The organism is uncultured Aquimarina sp. (genome assembly GCF_947492115.1).
GTDB lineage: Bacteria > Bacteroidota > Bacteroidia > Flavobacteriales > Flavobacteriaceae > Aquimarina.
This window is the reverse complement of record NZ_CANLMM010000007.1, coordinates 21,434-41,910: the sequence shown is the minus strand read 5'-3', so window position 1 is coordinate 41,910 and position 20,477 is coordinate 21,434. Positions and strand designations below refer to the sequence as shown.

Below are 20,477 nucleotides of genomic sequence, written 5' to 3'. Positions count from 1 at the left end.
ATTATACAGGTTGCTTTTGATTTTTATTGATACTAAAGAAGTAAAATTCTTCTAAGCCATTTTCCATTTGCTCAAAACCTTCTTCAGGAGTTGTTTCACTATAAATATTGATAAAAAACTGACCACCTCTTAGGTAATTCGAGAGTACAGTATAGTTGTTTTGGTAATGCTCTAATTGAGATTTTTCAATTTGTTTTTTAAATATTTTACCGTTAAGAGTAGCAGACAATTCTTGAGGGTTTCCTTGAGCAAGAATCGTTCCTTCATTAAACACTGCCATATGCTTACATAGATTGGTCACATCGTCTACAATATGAGTGGACAGAATTACAACCGCATTTTCTCCTAGTTCACTTAATAAATTATGAAAACGATTACGTTCTAGAGGATCTAAACCCGCCGTCGGTTCATCAACGATGATAAGTTTTGGATTTCCCAGTAATGCCTGTGCAATACCAAAACGTTGTCGCATTCCACCAGAGAAATCGCCAAGATTACGATCTCTAAACTTATATAGATTTACTTTGTTTAATAGATCAGCAACATATCCTTTTCGTTCAGCACTGTTGGTAATTCCTTTTACTTTTGCTATATGATTAAGCATCATTTCTGCAGAAACCTTTGGATATACACCAAAATCCTGTGGTAAATATCCTAATATCTTTCTTAATTCTTCTGGCTGTTTAAATACATCAATTCCGTCGAAATTAATAGATCCAGTATCTGCTAATTGCAGGGTAGCAATGGTTCTCATTAATGTTGATTTACCAGCACCGTTAGGCCCTAATAAGCCAAACATTCCTTTTTCTAAGGTAAGATTTACATCATTAAGAGCTTTGGTTCCATTTGGATATGTTTTGCTTAAATTTTTTATTGTGAGCATAAGTAATTATCGTTTATTAAGTTTAGTAAGTCGTACAACTTTTCTGTACTGTACTATTATATAAGTTATTGTTTGTAATTATTCGTTTTTTAATGTTGTGACAATTTTGTCACGGAATTCTTTATCCGTTAAAATCTTTAGTTCGAATTGATTCATACTAGCTTGAAGCTTTGTACTTTCCATAATTCCTAAATCATTTAGAAAATACGCTAACTCTGTAGTATTGCCTTTTTTGTCAGTAGCGTATAGCGCTTTGGTAAGAACAAATGCTGTAGATCCTCCTTTCATACCAGCATGGGTAAACCATTTTTGATTTCCTGCACTTTCCATTAGCCCTTCCATCACTTCATCCAAATACTCATAGGTTTTTGAATCAAAATATGACTTAGAATTTAACTTTTGCATTAATTGAGCGTATTCATTTACTGTGGATGCAGGTAAATTATCAGACCAGATTCTTTGAATATTCATTCCTAGATCTCCAATGTCGGCTTTATACATAGTGTCCTTTACTAATTTTGAATGGATCGTATTGGTAATTTCTCTGTACTCTTCGATGCTTAGGTCTCTAAGTTTGTTTTCTAAATCTTTTCCCTTGCTATTAGGAAACTTTTCTTTCCCAACAAATAAGGAAGATACAAGATAGTATATGTCTGTATGATCAGAAATACCTAAGCTATCTACTCTTTGGTTGATTTTTTCCAAGCCTAACTTTCTACTTAACCATTCGGTATTAGCATTCGAGCTATATCGAATCATTCCTTTCGCAATTTCTCTAATGGATATACCGTTATCAGTAATTTTTGATTTCACGGATGTTAACCATTGTGGGTGTGCACCACCATCGGTATTAGGGATGTAAAACTTATCTAGTTCTTCGATTGCAATAGCTTCGTCCGGATTTAATGTTCCACTTGCGGATTGGATGGCATATTCGATAGCTAGAATTATTTTAACAGTACTTGCCAAAGGCATCTCCTTATCAACATTTTTTTCAGCGATTATAGAATCATTACGTATAAGTTTTATTGCAGCTTTATCGGGATTTTTCTTTATAAAGTCCAAAACGAAATGTTCATTCGGTTGAGTATAGTATATACCCGCTGCACCAAGTAATATGACAATACCAATGATAATTCCTACAACAATTATGATTTTCTTTATCATTTTTCTTTTTTTAAAATGGACTTCAATGAAATTAGTAGGGAATGTGAATAGATTGTTACAAATTAGGTTCAATTTTATGAAAATCTTGAGTGAGGAATTAAGGGATAAGTTGGTATATTTACCATTCTTATTAATTACTAGCACATTGTAATGCATCAACTACGCAGAAATAGAAGATTACGAACTATAGAAGCTATTAGATCTTTAGTTCGAGAACATACTATAACACCCAATGATTTTTTAGTGCCACTTTTTGTGGTCGAAGGAACGAATGTAAAGCAAGAGATACTTTCGATGCCTGGATATTATCGATATAGCTTGGATTTATTAAAGAATGAAGTCAAAGAGTTATGGGCAATGGGACTAAAAGCGGTTTTACTCTTTGTAAAAGTACCCGATAATTTAAAAGATAATCAAGGAACCGAAGCAATCAATGCAGATGGTCTTATGCAGCGTGCTATAAAAACAGTAAAAGAAGTAGCTCCCGAAATGTTGGTAATGACCGATGTAGCTTTGGATCCGTACTCTTCTTACGGACACGATGGTATTGTAGAAGATGGGTATATTGTAAATGACCCTACTTGCGAAGTCTTAGCCAAAATGTCTTTATCTCATGCACAAGCAGGTGCGGATTTTGTGGCACCCAGTGATATGATGGATGGAAGAATACTAGCTATCCGAGAATTGCTAGAATCCGAAGGTTATAAAAATACAGGCATCATGAGTTATAGTGCTAAATATGCCTCAGCTTTTTACGGTCCATTTAGAGACGCATTAGATTCGGCACCAGGTTTTGGAGATAAAAAAACATACCAAATGGATTTTGCTAATCGAGATGAGGCAATAAAAGAAACATTGATGGATATCGATGAAGGTGCCGATATTGTGATGGTAAAACCTGGATTAGCTTACCTGGATATTTTGCGAGATGTAAGTGATGCTGTGGATGTGCCAGTAGCCGTGTATCAAGTTAGCGGAGAGTATGCCATGCTAAAAGCCGCAGCAGAAAAAGGATGGTTGGATCACGATGCTATTATGATGGAACAATTAATAGCATTTAAAAGAGCAGGAGCTAATATCATTGCTAGTTATTTTGCAAAAGATGTAGTTCGACTTTTAGGATAGTTTTAAAGAAAAATTTTATGGTAAGCAGAGATCGATTGTATCAGACTTTTGGAGAACTTTTGTATGTAATTGCAATGAGCGATGGTGTCATTCAAAAAGAAGAAGTCAATGTATTAGAAGAAATTTTAAAAGCGCATCCAAAAGGACAAGATATAAAATGGTCTTTTGATTATGAAAACAGGAATGATAGTGATATCGAAACCTTATATAAAAAAATAATTGAAGTTTTTTCGGATAACGGTCCGGATGAAGAGTACGATTTTATGATCTATGCCTTAACTAGAATTGCTGAAGCTAAAGATGGAATTGAAGCTAACGAACAAAAAGTAATCACTAATTTCTCTAAAGACCTTTTAGAGAGATTTAAAAAAGATATAGATAATTTATTTAACACCTAAGATCACACAAATGAAAAACATTGTTATTGCACTCTTAAGCGTTGTATGTATCGCTACAAGTTGTCAGTCAGAAAAAAAGCAGGAAAAAGAAAAAATTGTAATCGGAGGGAAGAAAGAAACAACGTCTCCTGAGTTTGAATTAGGTGAGAAATTATTCAAAGGAAAGGGAAATTGTTACTCCTGCCATAGAATGGATAAAAAATCTGTTGGTCCAAGTGTAACTGCTATTATGAAGATTTATAAAGAACAGAACGGAGATGTAGTTGGGTTTTTGAGACAAAAGAAAGATCCTATTGTAGATCCTGAGAATTATGCTGTAATGAAAACCAATTTCACAAGACTGGAAAAGTTTACCGATGAAGAATTAGAAGCAATTGCTTTGTATATGAATGAAGTGAGTTCTAAGTAATGAAGCATGTATTTTTTGTTTTAGTTTTCATAACATTTCCTGTTATGGCACAACAGCTTACTCCTAAATCTGCATTTTTAGAAAAATGGGAGAACTCTAAAGCATATCTAGTAGCAATGGCAGAATCAATGCCTGATGATAAGTATGCCTTTAGACCTTCAGAGAGAGAAATGGACTTTAAATCTCAGTTACTACATATCTGTGGTAATATGACATGGTTAAGCACAACCTATTTTTCTGAAGAGGAATTTGATAGACAAAAATTTAGCGAAAGTGCACCTGATACCAAAAATGAATTGATACAGTTTGTAAAAGATTCTTTCGATAAGGCACATGCGCGGATAGAACAGACATCAGAGGAGACTTTAGCAGATAAAGTTGATTTTTTTGCAGGGCCTAAATCAAAGCTTCAAATATTAAATTTGTTACAGGATCATGTTACCCATCATAGAGGGCAGCTTATCGTATATCTTAATCTAAATGAAATCAAACCTCCTAAATATGTGGGTTGGTAGCAATAAGTATTCTTACTTTTTATTTTTACAAATGAATACCAAATCCGTACTTTAGCAAAACCAACTAATAAATAATTATGGCATTACTAATCGTATACGGAGTTGTATCTATTTTCTTTTCTTTCTTGTGTTCTATTTTAGAGGCAGTATTATTAAGTATTACTCCAACCTTTATAAACGTTAAGAAAAAGGAAGGTAAAGCATATGCAACCGCTTTAGAAAAATTAAAAAAAGACGTTGATCGACCGTTGATCGCTATTTTAACACTTAATACCATTGCGCATACGGTTGGTGCAATTCTAGTAGGTGTTCAGGCAAAAGTAGCATATGCAGAAATTTATGGATCAAAGACCACAACAATTTTGGGCATGGAAATGACCGAAGATCTTATGGTAGGAGTGGTATCATCGATCATGACCATATTAATTTTAGTGGCTTCGGAGATTATTCCAAAGACTATTGGAGCTACCTATTGGAAACAACTTGCTAATTTTACTGCGAAAGCCTTAAACATACTAATTTGGCCATTAAAATGGACGGGTATTCTGTGGATTTTACAATTAACCACAAAATTAATAGGTGGTAAAGGACATCATGGTTCTGTATTAAGTAGAGAAGATTTTACAGCAATGGCTGATATTGCAGAAGAAGAAGGTGTTTTTGAAGAGTCTGAATCTAGAGTCATTAAAAACTTGCTAACGTTTAAAGAAGTATTGACCAAAGATGTAATGACGCCTAGAACGGTTATTAAAACTGCTTCAGAAAACACAACGGTGGAACAATTTTTTAATGAAAATCAAAATCTACGATTTTCTAGAATTCCTGTATATAAGGATAAAGCTGATAATATAACAGGTCAGGTACTTAAAGACGAAATTTTCAAAGAAATGGCTAATCAAAATGGTCATAAGCTTTTAGGAGAGATAAAAAGACCTATAATCTTTACAACCAGAAATCTACCTATTCCTGATTTGTTTAACGAATTGATTCAAACCAAAAATCATATTGCTTTGGTAGTAGATGAGTATGGTTCTGTGAGTGGATTGGTAACCATGGAAGATGTTATCGAAACACTATTAGGTCTAGAGATTGTAGATGAAAGTGATAATGAGACTGATATGCAGATTTTAGCACGTAAAAACTGGGAAATCAGAGCAAGAAAATTGGGTATTTTAACTGAAAAACAAGGAGAGTGATTGCCACTGCCTTCATAGAAACTCCGTTAGGCATTGCTTCTATTACAGGCGATGAAAAGGGGGTTTCTGAAATTTCAATTACAAATAATACCGAAGAAGAACATTCTAATACTATTCCAGAAACACTTAAGGAAGCTGTGACACAGCTGCAGGATTATTTTGAAGGGAAAAGAGATCACTTTGATATAAAACTTAATCCATCAGGAACTGATTTTCAGAAAAAAGTATGGAAAGAGCTAACCAAAATTCCGTTTGGTAAAACGGTTACTTATTTAGATATCGCCAAAAATTTAGGAGATCCAAAATGCATTAGAGCTGCTGCTTCTGCAAATGGAAAAAACCCACTTTGGATAGTGATTCCTTGTCACCGTGTAATTGGCAGTGATGGCTCTCTTACAGGTTATGCTGGTGGATTATGGCGTAAAAAATGGTTGTTAGATCATGAAAGTCCCATAAAACAACAAACTCTTTTTTAATGTTAAGCTTCAAATACTATTTTTTCTTTTTCTTATTAGGAGTAAGTTTCCAAATGGTAGGCCAAGATGGTTTAGACAAGGAATTAAAAAAAACATACGATCTAGAGAAGAAATCTATAGAAAAGTTAATAAAAGAAGGAGATAGTCTCTTTAACGCTGAACAAATCCAAGCGTCTAAAGATTCCTACGACAGAGCTTTTACTTTGATTCAGAATAGTTATGAAGTAGATAGTTTACAACTGTCCATTAAACGAGTTGAATACTTTTTTACCACCAAGACCAGAGAATATATAAGGTCATTACAAGTTCTGGATTTTTTAGAGAAGAATTGCAAAGAAACCAATGATGTAGATTGCCTGATTTATATAAAAAGTAGGTTAGGGACTATTCATAATCGGATAGGTGAATACATAAAGGCTTTAGAGTATTTTGGAGAAGGTTTGGAACTTTCGCATAAGGAAAATAATACGAGATTCTTGTGGGAGCTTTCTTTAAATAGAGGAGTGCTATTTTTGGATATCGGAGATCAGGAGCAGGCTAAAATGGATTTTAAAAAAGCATTATCCTATGTTGATTCGGCAGATACGAAGAAAAGAAAACCCACTACCTATCTAAATTTATCAGCTTCATATCCGGATCATCAGGTAGATTCAATTTTATATTATTCTAGAATGGCATCATTAGGTTGTGAAAAGGAAAAAGTAAACTCACGACATTGTATCATGGTGTATAATAATATCGCTTGGTCGTATTATTTGAAGAACATGCCCAAAGAAGCTTTAGAAGTAATTAGAACCAATATATCATGGGATAATGATAATCTTACTTATAAAGATGGAGATGATTTATATCCTGGATTAATGCACACGATGGGAGCTATACAAACAGGCCTAGGAAATTATGAAAAGGCTTTGGAGTACTTTCTAATTTCTCAAAAATATTTTGAAAGAAAAAAGGATGTTTCGGATCTTATTACAGTAAAAGAAGATCTTTCCAAGCTATATGAAAAAAGAGGAAATATTAAAGCTAGTCTTAAGACATTGCGAGAGATTAGAGATTTAGAATCTCTCCAGCTAAAGGTTAAAGTGAGTAAAGAGGTAGCAAAAAATGAAAGCAAGAATTTACTTCTCGAAAAAGAAGAGGTTATTTCAGGTTTAGAGGAGAAAAACTCTGAGATTGAAAAAGAAGTAAGTAAATCAAAATGGTTGAGTTATTTATTAGGAATATTGTTATGCATCACTGTTTTGGTCTTTATGTTTAGGGCATACCGAAGTAAAATAAAGTATTATCAGATCAATGAAAAATTAGCATTAACAAGACTTACTTCGTTGAGATCTTCTATGAATCCGCATTTCTTGTTTAATACCTTTAGTACACTACAAAATTATATTTTGAAAAAAGACAATCTAAAGGCGAATGAATATATGACGGAGCTTTCTGGATTGATTAGAAATGTACTAAACAGCTCAGATAGTGTCTATATTAATTTTAATAAAGAAGTTGAGGTAATTAGGTCATATGTTAGTTTGCAACGAGGTCGATTTCAAGAAGGTTTTGATGCAGTATTTGATGTGGATCCTATTTTAGAAGATCAGGATCCTAAAATTCCTTCAATGGTGATCCAGCCATATATAGAAAATGCAATTATTCATGGGTTTTCTCATTCTCCTTTTAAAGGGAAATTAAATATAAAACTTAAAAAGGAAAACAATACGGTAGTATGTAACGTTAGAGATAATGGTATTGGTAGAGAAGCCTCAGAAAAGCTGAAAAATAAAAAAAATGAAACGTCTCATTTGTCAATTGCTACCGAGAATACTTATGAGAGGCTTGAAATCTTAAACGAAATAGTAGCTGCCAAAGCGAATATAATCATAAATGATCTGAAAAATGATGAAGGGTTGCCAGCAGGAACCGAAGTGATTATTACGTTGCCAATTATTAAAGAAAGTTAGCAGATGGAAAATGTTTTGAAATGTTTTATAATTGATGATGAAAAAAAGGATAGAGAAAATATAAGTCTACTACTAAAAAACTATTGTCCACAAGTAGAAATAATAGGCGAAGCTTGGGATAAAATTTCTATTATTGAAGGACTATCGAATGAAAATCCAGATTTGGTATTCCTCGATGTGCAATTAGGGTCGATTACCATTTTTGATATTTTGGAAGAGCTGGAAACTATTGATTTCAAAATTATTTTTGTGTCTGCCTATAATCAATACGCCGTAGAAGGGTATAAGTATAATGCTATAGGATATTTGCTAAAACCTATAGAACCAAGACTTTTAGTAGAAAACATTAATAAGACAATTCAGTTACAGGAAAAAGTAGAGAGTAAGGAAGAAGTAATTGCCAATTTTAAAGAATTATATTCTAAAATTCATGAAGTTCCAAAAATCTCTATTACCGATTCGAGAGGAACGCATGTAATTAAGATTCCCAGCGTTTTATACTGTATAAGTAACGGGAACTATACAACCTTGATCCGAAAGAACGAAAAAGAAATTGTTATTTCTAAAAATTTAAAATACATAGAATCCAAGCTAGAACCTTTTGGTTTTTTTAGAATTCATAGATCCTATTTGATCAATTTAGATCAGGTTAATACTTTGGTTAAGGATCAGGGCGGATATGTAGTAATGTCGGATGAAAAATCATTACCTATAGCAAGAGACTCCAAAAAAGAACTTTATCAAAGGCTAAATGTGATTTAATTTAGTGTTAGACAATCTCTTTTTCCTTAATTTGATAAGTAGAATTATAGCTTTTTTCCCACAATAAATGTTATGAATGCATAATATTTTTGGTAGTCCATGTGCAACTTATACATTCAAACATACACTTTATACACTCAGAACTACCAAAAAAAAAGTATCGATTTTTATTAGAGAATTATCTTCTAACTTTGATAAGAACAACGTCGGTATATAGCTTTGATGAGAATAATATTGTAAACACACTATGGTTACGTCTGCCGAAACCCCAATTTTCGGTTTGTAGTAAAGTTACAACTTAAGATTGTTATAAATAGAAATATTAAACTGATGTTTCTTTTTGCTTACATATATTGCACAAACTCAACGCTGGTATCTAACAAAGTTAAGTGTAACAGCAATATAGCTTAATCGAATTAAACTAACGTTGAAATAAATGCCTGGATATCTTTCAGGCATTTTTTTATACCTACTTTATTTTCATCTGATTATATTTATTGTTTTTATGGGCCTAATAAAATAGCTGTAGAATCTTTTTAATTAGTATCAATACGTTGATAATGGCTTATTTCATACCTTAGACATTCAAATAACGATCTGCATGAAAATTATTAAAATATTATTCAAAGGTTTAGTTGCAATTATTTTACTGTGCGTCATACTACTTTACATATTTGATTATGATTATATTCTTAAAGGAGTTAGAGTTGTGTACATGACAGGACACACAACTGCTTATATCGACGACTACACCTATTTTGATAACCATGTTATAAAAAAATCTGATACACCTATTCCCTGGAAATTACATCCCGATTATAACAAAGCTACTCCAACAGAAACATTAAATAGAGTAAATAAAGAAATGGGGACCGTAGCTTTTATGATCATCAAGAATGATGAAATATGGTACGAAAACTATGCGGATGGTTATGGTACAACCTCTAAGACCAATTCATTTTCGATGGCCAAGAGTATTACAACAGCTCTCTTAGGAAAGGCTATTATGGATGGATATATTAAAAGTATAGATCAACCCATAGGCGATTTTTTGCCTGCTTTTTCAGAAGGATTAGCAGCTAACGTAACCGTTGGTGATCTTTCTTCTATGTCTTCTGGATTAAATTGGACAGAGCATTATACGAGTCCTTTCTCAATTACAGCCAGAGCGTATTATGATCCAGAACTAAGAGAAGTTATGAATGGCCTAGAAATTATTGATGAACCCGGAAAAGAGTTTGTGTATTTAAGCGGTAATACTCAATTATTGGGGATGGTCATTGAAAAGGCTACACAAAAAACGCTGTCCGATTATCTGAGTGAAAGTTTTTGGAAACCTATGGGTATGGAAGAAGATGCACTTTGGCAAGTAGATAGTGAAGAGAGTGGAATGGAAAAATCATATTGTTGTATTGCAAGTAATGCAAGAGATTTTGCGCGTTTTGGGGTTCTTTTTAAGAATGATGGAAACTTTGATGGTAAGGAAATATTACCTAAAGAATTTGTGAAGTTGGCTACTCAAAAGCGGTTTGAAAATGATGATATGTACGGTTATGGATTTTGGTTGTCAGATCATTTAGATAAAGAGATTTTTGTAATGCGTGGTATTTTAGGTCAATATGTAATTACTATTCCAGAGGATGATGTTATTATTGTAAGATTAGGTCATCATCGTGGATTACCAGAAGGTTCTTTTAGTGAAGATTTTTTTATCTACATAGAAGAAGCTTATCAAATGTTAGAAAATGCTTCATAAGATTAATTTAGAACATATATTGTTTCTGGATATAGAAACAGTTCCCGAGCAAAAAAACTTTGATCAGTTGACAGATGAAATGAAGTATCTGTGGGCTGATAAAACAAAATATCAACGAAAAGAAGAATTCTCTCCAGAAGAGTTTTACGAACGAGCAGGTATTTGGGCAGAGTTTGGAAAAATTGTTTGTATTTCTGTCGGGTATTTTAAGTTTAAAGGTGAAACAAGATCCTTTAGAACAACTTCTTTTTACGGGGAAGAAAAACAGCTACTAGTTGATTTTAAAAACTTGATAGAATCTCACTTTAATACTCCACATCATTTACTATGTGCTCATAATGGAAAAGAATTCGATTTTCCATACATTGCCAGAAGGATGATTATCCATAATATAAGTTTGCCTTATAAGCTTAATTTATTTGGTAAAAAACCATGGGAAGTTCCTCATTTAGACACCATGGATTTATGGAAATTTGGTGATTATAAACATTATACTTCTCTTAAGTTGCTAACAAATATATTAGGTATTCCTTCTCCAAAAGATGATATCGATGGCAGTCAGGTAAGAAATGTGTATTACGAAGAAAATGATATCGATCGTATACTAATTTATTGTGAAAAAGATACTGTGGCGGTAGCTCAGATATTACTTCGACTTCGACAAGAAGAACTTCTCCAAGATAGCGAAATTATATCTGTTTAATGTAATATTTTTTGGAGAATACCAGCATTAATTTAAGGCTGCTAAAACAGATTTGCTTACCAATTTCCCATTAGGTTTGGAGGTTTCTTGTTGCACCAAACCAACATTTTTGGAAATCCATTGTTTTACTATAAATGTCTGTTTCATTCCCATGCTCATAGTAACTTCGTTGGTATAGCTAATCAGATAACATTCAAAGGATCCTGCTGAGGTTGTAATGATTTCTTTTGATTGCACTTCTCTATTTAGTAAGTTCACTTTCATGTCAATACTCATAACACCTGCATCGATCGACATAGATACATATCCATCTTCTAGCTGTTGACCAACAGTTAATGAATTAGGAATATCAATACCTTTTCCTTCAATCGTATAATCCATATTCTGATATTGTTTGTATAGCTGAGGGGAAATAATAGTTTCAGGATCAATAGAAGTAACACCATCTTTACATTCAATAGAAAATTGAGTATCGGTTATTGTTTTTTTCTTTTTTGCATCGATCATAGACATTTGAATGCTAATGGTTGATCCTGAACTTGTAGAATTTATATCTACTATTTTATAATTTGTTTTAGAAGTTAGCTTGTCTTTGTGATTAAAATGATGCAAAGTAATTTCTGTTCCTTTTTTTGAAGGATAGTAAGGACTACAATTGTTTTGAGCGATACAGTTTGTTAAAGCCAAAAAAGCAATGATGAATGATAAAGTTTTCATATGTAGGGAATATATTTGTTAATCTTTTATTTATCATTAGTATGCTGTAATAGGATTTGGTAAACATATTGCAAAAAAAATCGCTCCTTAGAGCGATGATTACGTATTAGATTACTATAAAGAGGTATTAATTTCTCCCATTTTCATCAGGGTATAATGTATACACAGGATCGCTTTGCCAATATTCTTTAGTATCAATATCCATTGCAGTTAAGGGACCTTTAAAAGCTGCTCCAGTATCAATATTCCAAATACAAGTAGCGTTTACAGGTACGGTTTTGTTTATTCTTGTCACGGGTGTGTGACCAATATAGATCTCATCAAAAAGCAGCAGTCTTTTTGGGTAATTTAAATCTGTTTTTTTTAGTTTAGGATCTATGGCAAGAGCAGTTTCCCAAAGCGTTCGATCCCAATAAAATAATTTGTTAAAATATTCATGATGAGGACCATGCAAATTTGTAAATCCTGCATGCAAAAATAATCGATTGTGATTATCAATATGATAATTTAATAGTCTTTCATAAAATCTAAGGTGTGCTGTTTTCTCTTCTTTAGGTAATTGGCTATAGGAATCAATAGTCGCCTGACCTCCATGTTGCATCCATTTTGGATTATGGGTGTTCTTAGTTAACCAAGTATAGCAGAGTTCATCATGATTGCCTTTAATAAAAATGCAATTATGAGTTTCCTGTAAATCCATAAGAAAAGATATTAATTGAGCGCTGTCGCTCCATCCATCTACATAATCTCCTAGAAAAATTATGGTGTCATCCTTGGTGATGTTAGCTTTTTCAATTAGTTGTTGAAGCGCTTTTAAAGCTCCATGAATATCTCCAATAACAATAGTCCTACTCATGTTTAATATTTAAAAAGCCAAGATACTGTTTTACATTTTTTTGAGAGGTAAGAACAGGTTTATATAAGAATGTTTTTACGAAAATCGAAAGAATACAGCTTGGTGATTGCATTGTTTTAATTATATCTTACTTTTCTCAAAATCCGCATACTTTCTTTGTACATAGAATATACATCAGAATTGTATGCTTTAAGATATGGTTTTGCTTCTTCCAATTTGTCTTTGGCTTCAGAGAATTTATTTAAATAACAAATAAGATAGGTAGCAGGAAGATTTATCATATCCGCTTTATCATTCTTGTTAAGAGGTATTTTATTTCTTAATTTTTCAATCAAGGCATTATTACTGTTGTACAGATGATAAAGTGTTTTTTTGTCAAATTGAGGAGGTTTAAAGAGTAGTTTATTATCAATATCGTAACTTCCATTCGCTTTAAAGGTAATGACTACTTCTTCCAGAGGATAATATTCATAAGTATCTTGTAGTCCCATATATACATACTCCACAATTTTAAACTGATCTTCTGATAAAGTAATAGATACTTCATCCAATTCTGAATAAAATAGTTTTACATGTTCATTAATAAGCTCTATATCTACTCGAGAATAGTAGGTTTTACCATTTTTACGCTTTTCTTTCGCTGCCCAGCATACCACAAAATACTCTTTAAAAACTTTATAAGCAGGGCTATAGTCTTTACGGGAGTTCATAAAATCAAAAACACCGTCGAGAGTCAGTTCGATATTATTTTGAGCATGACTTTCAATAGCACTAACAATTTCAGAGTTTACATCTTTGATTTCGATATCAAAAACTTTGGGCATACTAATGCTTCCATCTCTAAAAAAGACGCTACCACCATAGTATTTCCATATGTTTTTTCGAAGCGCACATAATTTTCCTCCTTGCGGTCTTATGGTTACCAAACCTACGACTTTGTCAGATGGTAAATGAGGAAAAGGAATATTCTCATAGGACACTATGGGAGGGTTCTGTAAATATGCATTAACCAAATTTTGGATTTTACTATCATCAAAGAAATCTACACCTTCAATTTCATTATCCTCATCTTCTACACCAATAACGATATAAGAATTGTTTTTAGGATTGGAATTGGATAAAGCGCAAATATGTTTTAAAAACTTTGCTTTGCCTTCTTTTTCACCAATATTAAGTTTGCGTTTTTTGTCATAAAAACTGTTTTCGTCATTATGAGCAAGTAGGTTTTTGATAAGAAGGCGTTTATTAATCATTCCATTCACAAATAACAGTCCACACGTTTCCCTGTTAAACTTAGTTATTTTTATTGGGTCTGCAATAGGATGATAATAAACAAATTATCAATTTTTGTTCACAATAACACTATTAGCTTGTGCTGTTGGGAGTACAACGAGATCCGAAATATTCACATGATAAGGTCTAGTTACCACAAAGGCAATAATATCGGCAATATCCTCTGGTCTTAGAGGATCAAAACCTTTATATACTCCATCTGCTCTGGTATCATCTCCTTTAAATCTAACATTGCTAAATTCTGTTTCTACTAATCCAGGATGTATTGCGCCAACTCTAATTCCGTGAACATTGAGATCGATTAGCATTCCTTTGTTGATAGCATCAACAGCGTGTTTACTTGCGCAATATACATTTCCGTTAGGGTATACTTCTTTACCAGCAATGGATCCAATGTTAATGATATGACCAGACTTTTTAGCAATCATTTTTGGGATTATTGCTTTAGAAACATACAATAATCCTTTTACATTAATGTCTAGCATAGCATCCCAATCTTCTATATCTCCCGTTTGTACAGGGTCTAGTCCATGAGCATTTCCAGCATTATTGATTAAAATATCAATAGATTCAAATTCTTTGGGAAGTTCTGAAATGTTTTTAAATACGTTTTCTTTTTCTCTTACATCGAAACACAGCGTATGTACCTTTACTACAGTTTCTAATTCACTTTTTAACTGATCCAAACGCTCTTGTCTTCTTCCGCATAATATTAAATTTATTTGATGTTTAGCAAGTTCAAAAGCGGTTGATCTTCCTATACCACTAGTTGCTCCTGTTATCAATGCCGTTTTCATATATCGAATTATTTTGTTTAATTTCTTTTTTTGCAACATCCATCTTCCTCCTTCGTCTTTTTAGAACATCATCGCGAAAGCCGATGAAAACTGTTACGTCCGTTTTTCAGTAAAAGATCTAAATATACTGTAAAATTTGGGCGTAAGCGTATTTTAGGAGGATACATTTAACCTATAATTAACAAGAACAAGAAAAATATTTTAACAATTTGCATTGCTGAAACATGAATGTTAAATTCACGCCTTTAAAAAAAAGAATAGATGGAAGAAAATAGTTCTATTGATATTGCTTCAATCAATGAGAAGATACAAAGAGAATCTGCCTTTGTCGATCTACTTACTTTAGAAATGAATAAAGTAATTGTAGGTCAAAAACATATGGTGGAACGATTACTTATAGGATTACTAGGACAAGGACATATTTTGTTAGAAGGGGTTCCCGGATTAGCAAAAACACTAGCTATTAATACCTTGTCTAAAGCGGTACAAGGAAGCTTTAGTCGTATACAGTTTACTCCAGACTTATTACCCGCAGATGTGGTAGGAACCCTTATTTATAATATGAAAGAGAATGATTTCTCTATAAAGAAAGGACCTATTTTTGCAAATTTTGTTTTGGCAGATGAGATCAACCGTGCTCCAGCAAAAGTTCAAAGTGCGCTGCTAGAAGCGATGCAGGAGAAACAGGTTACAATCGGAGATGAAACCTTTGTACTGGATAAACCATTTTTAGTAATGGCAACACAAAACCCTGTAGAACAAGAGGGTACTTATCCATTACCAGAAGCACAGGTAGACCGTTTTATGCTAAAAACAGTTATTGATTATCCTAAGTTAGAAGAAGAGCAATTAATAGTTAGGGCCAATCTAAAAGGTAGTTTCGAAAAAGTAAATCCTGTGGTGTCCATAGATCAAATTCTTAGTGCGCAGAAAGCAGTAAGAGAAGTTTATATGGATGAAAAAATAGAAAAATATATACTCGATATTATTTTTGCTACTCGTTATCCTGAAAAATATGGTTTAGAAGATCTAAAGCCTCTTATCAACTTTGGAGCTTCTCCAAGGGGAAGTATCAATTTAGCAACGGCTGCAAAATGTTTCGCTTTTATAAAAAGAAGAGGATATGTAATTCCTGAAGATGTTAGAGCGGTAGTACACGATGTATTACGTCATCGTATTGGAATAACTTACGAAGCAGAAGCAGAAAATGTTACTTCGGAAGATATTATCAATAAAATTGTAAACGAGATCGAAGTACCATAGGATTGTCATTCCTGCGAAGGCAGGAATCTCATAATTATTAGATAAGAAGTATGATTTGATAGATTCCGCATTTGGTGCGGAATGACAAAATAAAAAATGGATACTAAAGAGTTACTAAAAAAAGTTCGGAAAATTGAGATCAAGACAAGACGCTTGAGCGATCACATTTTTGGAGGAGAATACCATTCTACCTTCAAGGGGCGAGGTATGACTTTTAGCGAAGTGCGTCAGTATCAATTTGGAGATGACGTTCGAAATATTGATTGGAATGTAACTGCAAGATATAATGAGCCTTACATCAAAGTCTTCGAAGAAGAACGAGAGTTGACCATGATGTTGATGGTAGATGTTTCTGGGTCTCAATTATTTGGTACAAAACAGCAATTCAAAAAAGAAATTATTACCGAAATAGCGGCTACCTTAGCCTTTTCTGCTACTCAGAATAATGATAAAATTGGATTGATTCTTTTTACCGATGAAATAGAACTTTTTATTCCACCAAAGAAAGGTAGATCTCATGTACTGCGAATTATTAGAGAGCTATTAGAATACGAACCAAAGAGTACAAAAACGGATATCACTGAAGCATTAAAGTTTTTGTCGAATGTGATGAAAAAGAAAGCAATAGTATTTGTACTCTCCGATTTTATAACAGACGGTTACCAGCAAACGTTAAAAATAGTTGGTGGCAAACATGATGTAACAGGAATTAGGGTATATGATCAACGAGAAGAAGAAATTCCAAACCTGGGAATGGTTCAAATGGAGGATGAAGAAACTGGAGAATTACTGATGGTAAACACAGGTTCTAAAAAAGTACGAATGAACTACGCCAACTACTATCGTGATCGTGTAGATTATTTTAAAGACAGTTTTACCAGAAGTGGTGCTGGATCATTGAGTAGTAGAGTAGACGAAAGCTACGTAAAAAAATTATTAGGATATTTTAAACGAAGAGGATAGGCGATAATTAAGAATGAAGAATTATAAATTACTAATTATAGATAACAATATCAGTTTTCCATTTTTTGGAAAAACTACCAAAACGTTATTGCTACTGTTTTTTATGGTCTTGGGAGGATTTCAAATCAATGCCCAAGTAGTTACTAGCATTGATTCTACGTCTATTTTAATTGGAGAAGAGATAAGATATAAAATGCAGGTTGAATCTGATTCTTCGGAAATTGTAATTTTTCCAGAAGGGCAGACCTTCTCTCCGCTAGAAGTAATAGAATCTTATAAAACGGATACGACCAAAAATGGCAAAAAGTTTAATCTGATTAAAGAATATGCATTAACCCAATTCGATTCTGGATTTTATACCATTCCAAGGCAAAAAGTAATGATAGGAGATCGGGTATTTTTTACGGATTCCCTAAAAGTACAAGTTCGCGATGTATTGGTAGATACGACCAAACAGAAGATGTATGAAATCAAACCTTTGGTAGAGGTAGATGCTTCTTTTTTTAATTGGAAAAAATACATATGGTGGATTTTAATCCCATTAATTATAGCAGGTTTAGTCGTCTTTTTTGTACTACGAAGAAAAAAGAAAAAAGAGGCACAAGAAGATGAATTACCACCTTATGAAAGAGCAATTCTTGCATTACGAAGAATAGATGAATCCCATCTTTTAGAACAAGACTCTCATAAGGAGTATTATTCGCAATTAAGTGATACTGCTCGTAAATATATAGACGAAGAAGTTTATGATCATGCGATGGAAAGTACTACCGATGAGTTAATTGCTCGTCTGGATGAAGAAATCAAAAAAGGGTCGTTAAATCTAGATAAACAAACTATCAAAGAGCTTAAGACCGTTCTTAAAACGGCAGATATGGCTAAGTTTGCTAAATCCAAACCTGATATCGGTACGGCAAAGGCAGATAGAAATGTGATAGAAAGAGTTATTAATGAAACTAAAGATGCGATTCCGGAACCTACAGAAGAAGAATTATTAGCCGATGAAGAGTACCGAAAAGCTACTGCCGAGAAAAGATTAAGAAAGAGAATCATATTCGGAAGTATTGCTGGTTTTGGTGTTATTGTAATCACTTTAATGATATTTATCTTCGTAAAAGGGTATGATGTCGTAAAGGATTCATTACTTGGTCATCCTACAAAAGAATTGGCAGAAACCGAATGGATCAGCAGTGCATATGGCGCTCCTCCAGTTACCATTTCTACGCCAAAAGTGTTGATCAGAAATAATTTCCAACTAACAGAAGAGCAAAAACAGATTTTAAAAGGAAATGAAACCTTCGTATACGGAAGTTTAATAGGAAACTTCTTTATTTCTGTTTCAACGATACAATATAATCAGAAAACCGAGGTGGATCTTAATAAGGTGGTAGAAGGAGTCGTAGGCAATTTTGAGTCTCAAGGGGCAAAAAATATTACGGTAAAGGACGAAGAATATGAAACCCTAGCAGGAGCCAAAGGAATAAAAGTATACGGTAGTTTGGAGGTATTGAATTCCTTGACTAAAAAAGAGCAAAAAAGCGATTATTTAATGCTCAATTTTGCAGAAAATGGAGGCTTTCAACAAATAATGGTCGTTTTTAATAAAGAAGATCGTTATGCCAAAGATGTGGCTCAACGTATTATAAACTCAGTAGAACTTAGAAATGCCAAATAAAAATGTTTGAAAATTTTACATTTGAAAATCCACAGTTTTTTTGGTTGTTTTTAATACTACCACTAGCAATTACTTGGTATATATGGAAAAGGAATAAGCAGCAAGCCGAGTTAAAAATATCCAGTATAAAAGGATTTAAGGCATCTGGTAGCTTACTTGCAAAATTGAGACCGTTATTGTTGTTGTTAAGATTGATAGCAATGACATTAATTATCATAGCATTGGCAAGACCTCGAACGGTTGATGTATCGACCAAAACAAAAACTACGAGAGGAATCGATATTGTAATGGCAATTGATGTTTCTGCGAGTATGTTGGCCAGGGATTTAAGACCTAATCGTTTAGAAGCACTAAAAGATGTAGCAGCCGAATTTATTCAGGGAAGACCTAATGATAGAATTGGATTGGTAATGTATGCCGCAGAGAGCTTTACAAAAACGCCTATTACTAGTGATAAGTCTATTGTACTTAGTGCGATGAAAGAAATCGAATACAACAATTTGTTGGAAAATGGTACCGCTATTGGAATGGGATTGGCAACATCCGTCAATCGATTAAAAGATAGCAAAGCGAAGAGTAAAGTAATCATACTGCTAACCGATGGATCTAATAATGCAGGTTTTATTGACCCTAAAATTGCTTCAGAATTAGCGGTAGAATATGGGATAAAAACATATACGATTGGTTTAGGAACAAACGGTATGGCATTAGCCCCTGTAGCGATTAGACCTAATGGAACTTTTCAATACGGAAACGTAAAAGTAGAAATAGATGAAGAGCTTCTTAAAGAAATAGCTAAGGTTACAAAAGGAAAATACTTCAGGGCGACAGATAATAAGAAACTGGAGCAGATATATGAAGAGATTGATAAGTTAGAAAAGACAGATGTAGAAGAGTTTAAGTTTTATAATTACGAAGAAAAGTTTAGACCCTTAGTACTATTAGCGGGAATCTTATTACTGTTCGAATTTCTTTTGAGATTCACTGTATTTAGAAGTTTTGTATAAAATTTAGAAGTTTGAAAAAAGGGATTATAATTCAGGGAAGTTCTAGAAGTAATGGAGATACACATACTGTTGTTTCTTATTTGGAGAATGTAACTGGATTTGATGTAATAGACCTTAATCAAAGAGATATCAACTATTTTGATTATGAGTTTCAGAATAAAGACGATTTTGAAATTATATTTAAAAATATGGTTCAGAATTATCAAACGATTGTATTGGCAACACCGGTATATTGGTACACGATGAGTGGCGTTATGAAGGTTTTCTTAGATCGAATTTCGGATTACCTTTATAAAGAGAAAGATTTTGGGCGTATGCTTAGAGGAAAAGAAATGGCTATGATTAGTTGTAGTAATGATGATGATCGAGTCGAAGAATTTAGTATGCCGTTTTCGAGAAGTGCTGCTTATTTAGGAATGGAATATGTAGGAGATGTGCATGCTTGGATAAAGAATAACGAGCTTTCTTCGGAGGTAAAAGAAAAAATAAATGCATTTGCATTAAAAATTAAAGGTTAATAAAAGCAGGTTGAAGAGAAGTGAAATGTAATTTTATTATTGT

At 33.1% G+C, this 20,477-nt stretch carries 21 protein-coding genes; 15 read left to right on the top strand and 6 right to left on the bottom strand.

The features are described 5' to 3' along the window. Nucleotide 1: 1 nt before the first annotated feature. Together Q1A73_RS19095 and Q1A73_RS19090 are read right to left on the bottom strand one after the other, a co-directional pair. Complete coding sequence (locus Q1A73_RS19095) at nt 2-883, bottom strand: ABC transporter ATP-binding protein (RefSeq protein WP_299608820.1); 882 nt, start codon at nt 881-883, stop codon at nt 2-4. Nucleotides 884-961: 78 nt separating this feature from the next. After that, nucleotides 962-2,050: a serine hydrolase gene (locus Q1A73_RS19090; protein WP_299608817.1), complete on the bottom strand. Its 1,089-nt coding sequence runs from the start codon at nt 2,048-2,050 to the stop codon at nt 962-964. Nucleotides 2,051-2,200: 150 nt separating this feature from the next. Here Q1A73_RS19090 and hemB point away from each other — a divergent pair, with 150 nt between their 5' ends. The 10 genes from hemB to Q1A73_RS19040 all read left to right on the top strand — a co-directional run bounded on the left by hemB (nt 2,201) and on the right by Q1A73_RS19040 (nt 11,345). Further along, entirely contained in the window at nt 2,201-3,175 is a 975-nt protein-coding gene (gene hemB, locus Q1A73_RS19085) for a porphobilinogen synthase (RefSeq protein WP_299608814.1), read from the top strand. 17 nt (nt 3,176-3,192) lie between these two features. After that, nucleotides 3,193-3,573, top strand: coding sequence for a TerB family tellurite resistance protein (locus Q1A73_RS19080; protein WP_299608811.1), 381 nt, complete (start codon nt 3,193-3,195; stop codon nt 3,571-3,573). Nucleotides 3,574-3,583: 10 nt separating this feature from the next. Next, nucleotides 3,584-3,982, top strand: coding sequence for a c-type cytochrome (locus tag Q1A73_RS19075; RefSeq protein WP_299608808.1), 399 nt, complete (start codon nt 3,584-3,586; stop codon nt 3,980-3,982). Nucleotides 3,983-4,026: 44 nt separating this feature from the next. Beyond that, entirely contained in the window at nt 4,027-4,497 is a 471-nt protein-coding gene (locus Q1A73_RS19070; protein WP_299608806.1) for a DinB family protein, read from the top strand. 77 nt (nt 4,498-4,574) lie between these two features. Continuing rightward, the gene (locus Q1A73_RS19065) at nt 4,575-5,693 is read left to right on the top strand and encodes a hemolysin family protein (protein WP_299608804.1); all 1,119 of its coding nucleotides are present in this window, start codon (nt 4,575-4,577) and stop codon (nt 5,691-5,693) included. Next, nucleotides 5,693-6,169, top strand: a complete 477-nt coding sequence (locus Q1A73_RS19060) for a methylated-DNA--[protein]-cysteine S-methyltransferase (RefSeq protein WP_299609186.1) — start codon at nt 5,693-5,695, stop codon at nt 6,167-6,169. Before Q1A73_RS19065 ends, Q1A73_RS19060 begins: the two co-directional genes overlap by 1 nt. Then, a complete protein-coding gene (locus tag Q1A73_RS19055; protein WP_299608802.1) occupies nt 6,169-8,124 on the top strand; it encodes a histidine kinase in 1,956 nt (651 codons plus the stop codon). The genes Q1A73_RS19060 and Q1A73_RS19055 overlap by 1 nt, the downstream gene beginning before the upstream one ends. 3 nt (nt 8,125-8,127) lie before the next feature. After that, entirely contained in the window at nt 8,128-8,886 is a 759-nt protein-coding gene (locus Q1A73_RS19050) for a LytTR family DNA-binding domain-containing protein (RefSeq protein ID WP_299608798.1), read from the top strand. Between the two features lie 601 nt (nt 8,887-9,487). Continuing rightward, a complete protein-coding gene (locus tag Q1A73_RS19045; protein ID WP_299608795.1) occupies nt 9,488-10,642 on the top strand; it encodes a serine hydrolase in 1,155 nt (384 codons plus the stop codon). Further along, nucleotides 10,632-11,345: a 3'-5' exonuclease gene (locus Q1A73_RS19040; RefSeq protein ID WP_299608792.1), complete on the top strand. Its 714-nt coding sequence runs from the start codon at nt 10,632-10,634 to the stop codon at nt 11,343-11,345. Before Q1A73_RS19045 ends, Q1A73_RS19040 begins: the two co-directional genes overlap by 11 nt. Nucleotides 11,346-11,372: 27 nt before the next feature. On the opposite strand, the gene Q1A73_RS19035 is transcribed toward Q1A73_RS19040, so the two are convergent. The 4 genes from Q1A73_RS19035 to Q1A73_RS19020 all read right to left on the bottom strand — a co-directional run bounded on the left by Q1A73_RS19035 (nt 11,373) and on the right by Q1A73_RS19020 (nt 15,008). Further along, a complete protein-coding gene (locus Q1A73_RS19035; protein ID WP_299608789.1) occupies nt 11,373-12,062 on the bottom strand; it encodes a hypothetical protein in 690 nt (229 codons plus the stop codon). Between the two features lie 127 nt (nt 12,063-12,189). Beyond that, nucleotides 12,190-12,918 carry a metallophosphoesterase gene (locus tag Q1A73_RS19030; protein ID WP_299608786.1) on the bottom strand — a complete coding sequence of 243 codons (729 nt, stop codon included), beginning with the start codon at nt 12,916-12,918 and terminating at the stop codon, nt 12,190-12,192. 116 nt (nt 12,919-13,034) lie between these two features. Beyond that, on the bottom strand, nt 13,035-14,171 hold the full coding sequence (locus Q1A73_RS19025) for an ATP-binding protein (protein WP_299608783.1): 1,137 nt from the start codon (nt 14,169-14,171) through the stop codon (nt 13,035-13,037). 87 nt (nt 14,172-14,258) lie between these two features. Beyond that, nucleotides 14,259-15,008, bottom strand: a complete 750-nt coding sequence (locus Q1A73_RS19020; protein WP_299608780.1) for an SDR family NAD(P)-dependent oxidoreductase — start codon at nt 15,006-15,008, stop codon at nt 14,259-14,261. A 261-nt stretch (nt 15,009-15,269) separates the two neighbouring features. On the opposite strand from Q1A73_RS19020, the gene Q1A73_RS19015 reads away from it, so the two are divergent. The 5 genes from Q1A73_RS19015 (at nt 15,270) to Q1A73_RS18995 (ending at nt 20,434) form a co-directional block, all read left to right on the top strand. Further along, on the top strand, nt 15,270-16,271 hold the full coding sequence (locus Q1A73_RS19015; protein ID WP_299608777.1) for a MoxR family ATPase: 1,002 nt from the start codon (nt 15,270-15,272) through the stop codon (nt 16,269-16,271). 96 nt (nt 16,272-16,367) lie between these two features. Next, nucleotides 16,368-17,234: a DUF58 domain-containing protein gene (locus Q1A73_RS19010; RefSeq protein WP_299608774.1), complete on the top strand. Its 867-nt coding sequence runs from the start codon at nt 16,368-16,370 to the stop codon at nt 17,232-17,234. A gap of 13 nt (nt 17,235-17,247) precedes the next feature. Further along, nucleotides 17,248-18,909, top strand: coding sequence for a DUF4381 domain-containing protein (locus Q1A73_RS19005; protein WP_299608771.1), 1,662 nt, complete (start codon nt 17,248-17,250; stop codon nt 18,907-18,909). Between the two features lie 2 nt (nt 18,910-18,911). Continuing rightward, nucleotides 18,912-19,916, top strand: coding sequence for a VWA domain-containing protein (locus tag Q1A73_RS19000; protein WP_299608769.1), 1,005 nt, complete (start codon nt 18,912-18,914; stop codon nt 19,914-19,916). An 11-nt stretch (nt 19,917-19,927) separates the two neighbouring features. Then, complete coding sequence (locus tag Q1A73_RS18995; protein WP_299608766.1) at nt 19,928-20,434, top strand: NAD(P)H-dependent oxidoreductase; 507 nt, start codon at nt 19,928-19,930, stop codon at nt 20,432-20,434. Nucleotides 20,435-20,477: the final 43 nt, after the last annotated feature.

Coding starts and splice junctions, on each gene's coding strand:
- Q1A73_RS19095 (WP_299608820.1), bottom strand. CDS start 883: ATGCTCACAATAAAAAATTTAAGCAAAACATATCCAAATGGAACCAAA.
- Q1A73_RS19090 (WP_299608817.1), bottom strand. CDS start 2,050: ATGATAAAGAAAATCATAATTGTTGTAGGAATTATCATTGGTATTGTC.
- hemB (WP_299608814.1), top strand. CDS start 2,201: ATGCATCAACTACGCAGAAATAGAAGATTACGAACTATAGAAGCTATT.
- Q1A73_RS19080 (WP_299608811.1), top strand. CDS start 3,193: ATGGTAAGCAGAGATCGATTGTATCAGACTTTTGGAGAACTTTTGTAT.
- Q1A73_RS19075 (WP_299608808.1), top strand. CDS start 3,584: ATGAAAAACATTGTTATTGCACTCTTAAGCGTTGTATGTATCGCTACA.
- Q1A73_RS19070 (WP_299608806.1), top strand. CDS start 4,027: ATGGCACAACAGCTTACTCCTAAATCTGCATTTTTAGAAAAATGGGAG.
- Q1A73_RS19065 (WP_299608804.1), top strand. CDS start 4,575: ATGGCATTACTAATCGTATACGGAGTTGTATCTATTTTCTTTTCTTTC.
- Q1A73_RS19055 (WP_299608802.1), top strand. CDS start 6,169: ATGTTAAGCTTCAAATACTATTTTTTCTTTTTCTTATTAGGAGTAAGT.
- Q1A73_RS19050 (WP_299608798.1), top strand. CDS start 8,128: ATGGAAAATGTTTTGAAATGTTTTATAATTGATGATGAAAAAAAGGAT.
- Q1A73_RS19045 (WP_299608795.1), top strand. CDS start 9,488: ATGAAAATTATTAAAATATTATTCAAAGGTTTAGTTGCAATTATTTTA.
- Q1A73_RS19040 (WP_299608792.1), top strand. CDS start 10,632: ATGCTTCATAAGATTAATTTAGAACATATATTGTTTCTGGATATAGAA.
- Q1A73_RS19035 (WP_299608789.1), bottom strand. CDS start 12,062: ATGAAAACTTTATCATTCATCATTGCTTTTTTGGCTTTAACAAACTGT.
- Q1A73_RS19030 (WP_299608786.1), bottom strand. CDS start 12,918: ATGAGTAGGACTATTGTTATTGGAGATATTCATGGAGCTTTAAAAGCG.
- Q1A73_RS19025 (WP_299608783.1), bottom strand. CDS start 14,171: ATGATTAATAAACGCCTTCTTATCAAAAACCTACTTGCTCATAATGAC.
- Q1A73_RS19020 (WP_299608780.1), bottom strand. CDS start 15,008: ATGAAAACGGCATTGATAACAGGAGCAACTAGTGGTATAGGAAGATCA.
- Q1A73_RS19015 (WP_299608777.1), top strand. CDS start 15,270: ATGGAAGAAAATAGTTCTATTGATATTGCTTCAATCAATGAGAAGATA.
- Q1A73_RS19010 (WP_299608774.1), top strand. CDS start 16,368: ATGGATACTAAAGAGTTACTAAAAAAAGTTCGGAAAATTGAGATCAAG.
- Q1A73_RS19005 (WP_299608771.1), top strand. CDS start 17,248: ATGAAGAATTATAAATTACTAATTATAGATAACAATATCAGTTTTCCA.
- Q1A73_RS19000 (WP_299608769.1), top strand. CDS start 18,912: ATGTTTGAAAATTTTACATTTGAAAATCCACAGTTTTTTTGGTTGTTT.